The organism is Rhodococcus sp. CX, assembly GCF_015865005.1.
Lineage (GTDB): Bacteria > Actinomycetota > Actinomycetes > Mycobacteriales > Mycobacteriaceae > Rhodococcus.
The window spans coordinates 43,259-45,991 of sequence record NZ_JADZGH010000117.1 but is presented as its reverse complement, the minus strand read 5'-3'; the positions used below and the strand labels follow the sequence as shown (position 1 = coordinate 45,991).

3 protein-coding genes and 2 tRNA genes are annotated in these 2,733 nt (G+C 68.5%); 3 read left to right on the top strand and 2 right to left on the bottom strand.

Annotation, left to right across the window (positions count from 1 at the left end):
• Together I0Q12_RS12890 and I0Q12_RS12885 are read right to left on the bottom strand one after the other, a co-directional pair.
• A partial coding sequence (locus I0Q12_RS12890) for a YbhB/YbcL family Raf kinase inhibitor-like protein (protein WP_197252292.1) occupies window positions 1-390 on the bottom strand: 390 nt, incomplete at its 3' end.
• Between the two features lie 31 nt (window positions 391-421).
• Window positions 422-1,774, bottom strand: a complete 1,353-nt coding sequence (locus tag I0Q12_RS12885) for a M20/M25/M40 family metallo-hydrolase (RefSeq protein ID WP_197252291.1) — start codon at window positions 1,772-1,774, stop codon at window positions 422-424.
• Between the two features lie 119 nt (window positions 1,775-1,893).
• On the opposite strand from I0Q12_RS12885, the gene I0Q12_RS12880 reads away from it, so the two are divergent.
• The 3 genes from I0Q12_RS12880 to I0Q12_RS12870 form a co-directional block, all read left to right on the top strand.
• A tRNA-Leu gene (locus tag I0Q12_RS12880) sits at window positions 1,894-1,979 on the top strand.
• Window positions 1,980-2,224: 245 nt separating this feature from the next.
• Window positions 2,225-2,310: transfer RNA gene (locus I0Q12_RS12875), tRNA-Leu, on the top strand.
• A gap of 164 nt (window positions 2,311-2,474) precedes the next feature.
• Window positions 2,475-2,733, top strand: a 259-nt coding sequence (locus I0Q12_RS12870) for a hypothetical protein (RefSeq protein WP_197252290.1), incomplete at its 3' end; no start/stop codon positions are given.

The following is a 2,733-nucleotide window of genomic DNA, read 5'->3' as shown; positions in this document are numbered from 1 at the left end:
GCCAAGGGCCGGGCCGGTCACGGCTACCACCGCTATATCGTCGCCGTCGTGGCGCAGGGTGACCGCCTCGGCGGGCAGGCCCTCACCGCCGGCACTGCCGGCGCCGGCGGGCAGCTCGGTAACGGTCGCGGGGATGTTCGCGACGGCCCAGTGCCAGAAGCCGGACGCGGTCGGGGCGTCGGGGTCGAACACGGTCACCACGAAGCTCTTCGTCTCTGCGGGGAACCCGGACCACGACAGCTGCGGGGACACGTCGCCGCCGCCCGGGATCCCGAACGCGCCGCTGGCCTGCGCGAGTTTCCACTCCTCACCCTCGGCGAAGTCCTCGCTGGTCACCTGGAACGTGGGCAGCTTCGGGAGAAACTCGTACGGGTCGTAGTCGAACGCCATCGGGGGTCCTTTCCTCGTGGGGGACGGATCTTCAGGAATGCAACAGGAAGTGTTCCATGACACGGGTCCCGAATCGCAGAGCCTCGACCGGGACACGCTCGTCGACTCCGTGGAACAGCGCTGCGAAGTCGAGTTCCGGCGGCAGCTGCAGCGGCGCGAACCCGAAGCACCGGATGCCGAGTTTCGCGAACGACTTGGCGTCCGTGCCCGCGGACAGCATGTACGGCACGGTCCGGCCCAGCGGATCGTGCGCGAGGATCGCCGCGTTCATCGCGTCGACGAGGTCGCCGTCGAAGCTGGTCTCGTAGGAGTCGAGGCTCGTGATCCATTCGCGGGTCACGTCCGGGCCGATCAGTTCGTCGACGGTGCGTTCGAACTCGGCGAGCCGGCCGGGCAGGATGCGGCAGTCGACGACGGCCTGCGCGGTCTGCGGGATGACGTTGGCCTTGTAGCCGGCCTGCAGCATCGTGGGGTTGGCGGTGTCGCGGAAGGTCGCACCGATGATGCGGGCGATGGACCCGAGCTTGGCGAGGGTGCCCTCGATGTCCGGGGAGGCCGGATCGAAATCGATACCGGTTTCCTCGGACGCCGCGGCGAGGAACTCGGCCACCGAATCGGAGATCACGAGCGGGAAGGTGTGGCTGCCGAGCCGCGCGACGGCCTGCGACAGGATCGTCACCGCGTTCTCCTCGTGCAGGAACGAGCCGTGCCCGGCCCGGCCCTTGGCGGTCAGCCGCATCCAGCCCAGGCCCTTCTCGGCGGTCTCGACGAGGTAGAAGCGGCGCTCTCCCCCGTCGCGGCGGGGCACGGTCAGCGAGAAGCCGCCGACCTCTCCGACGGCCTCGGTGACGCCCTCGAACAGGTCGGGGCGATGCTTGACCAGCCATTGGCAGCCCCAGAGGCCGCCGGCTTCCTCGTCGGCGACGAACGCGAACACCAGGTCGCGGGGCGGGACGATGTTCTCGGCCTTGAAGCGGCGGGCCACGGCCAGCATCATGCCGACCATGTCCTTCATGTCGACGGCGCCGCGACCCCACACGTAGCCGTCCTCGACCGCGCCGGAGAACGGGTGCACGCTCCAGTCGGCGGGTTCGGCGGGCACGACGTCGAGGTGACCGTGCAGCATGAGGGCGCCGCGGCTGCGGTCCGCACCGGGCAGCCGCGCGAACACGTTGCCGCGGCCCGGCTGACCGGACTCGACGTATTCGGTTTCGTATCCCACTTCCTCGAGCTGCGCCGCGACCCACTCGGCACAGGCACGTTCGCCGCGGGTGGTCGCCGGGTCGCCGGTGTTCGAGGTGTCGAACCGGATGAGCTGGGAGACCAGGTCGACGACCTCGTTCTCGGCTCGGGACGGGGTGTGGGCGCTCACGTGTTCGGCCATGCCTGCATGTCTACCACCGTGGGCCCGCATCCGTGCAGGTGAAGGGGGCGATTTGGGCGCGTGGACGCGGTGGGTTACTCTTTCACAGCACCCACGGAGAGCGGGTGCGAGACAACTGAGTCCGAGTGGCGGAATGGCAGACGCGCTAGCTTGAGGTGCTAGTGTCCTATTAACGGACGTGGGGGTTCAAGTCCCCCCTCGGACACTCTGAGTTGAGACAGACGACGAAGGCCCCGAACCGACAGGTTCGGGGCCTTCGTCGTTCCCGGTCCTCCCCCGCCCGTGCGCGTTTCCGGTAGCGGGGGCTGCCGGAAACGCGCACGAGCACGGGGGTCGCGGCGCGCCGTCGACGCACCCCGCCAGGGGAATTGGGGAATTGGGCATCGATACGCTAGTGTTCTCGTCAGCGCCCGCGGGAGCGGGAGCTACCGGCATGTCCATGCACATCCGGTCCGAGTGGCGGAATGGCAGACGCGCTAGCTTGAGGTGCTAGTGTCCTATTAACGGACGTGGGGGTTCAAGTCCCCCCTCGGACACTCCAACGAGGTCACGAACCCGACAGGGATCGTGACCTCGCTTTCGTTTCCCGGACATCTGCTTGCCGGACTTCCCCGACTCCGGATGCCGAAAATCCGTTGCCCCCTGTGTCGTAGCTGCGCTCTACTGTGGCGTTCGTTTCGAAGCACGAGGGGGAAAGAAGATGGCTGCAACGATTCGGCGCGCCGACGGCACCGGCATCTACGGGCCGGGCAAGCTGTCGGACGAGCGCCTGCAGCACGAGCTGGCGCTGCGTCGCCGCGCGCAGCGCATTCCGTCGCGTCGCCGCCACGACGGGAAGGCGGTCGACGGCAGCAGCGCCGCGCCGCCGCTCAATCCTGGTGACGCAGTTCCGCTTTCTCCGCCGGCGGTGAGCTCGAGGAGCGACGATCGAGATCTGTCCGGCTCAGCGGCGGGTCGAT

Excerpts from the sequence above, each read along its gene's own strand:
- I0Q12_RS12885 (WP_197252291.1), bottom strand. The coding sequence starts at position 1,774 with ATGGCCGAACACGTGAGCGCCCACACCCCGTCCCGAGCCGAGAACGAG.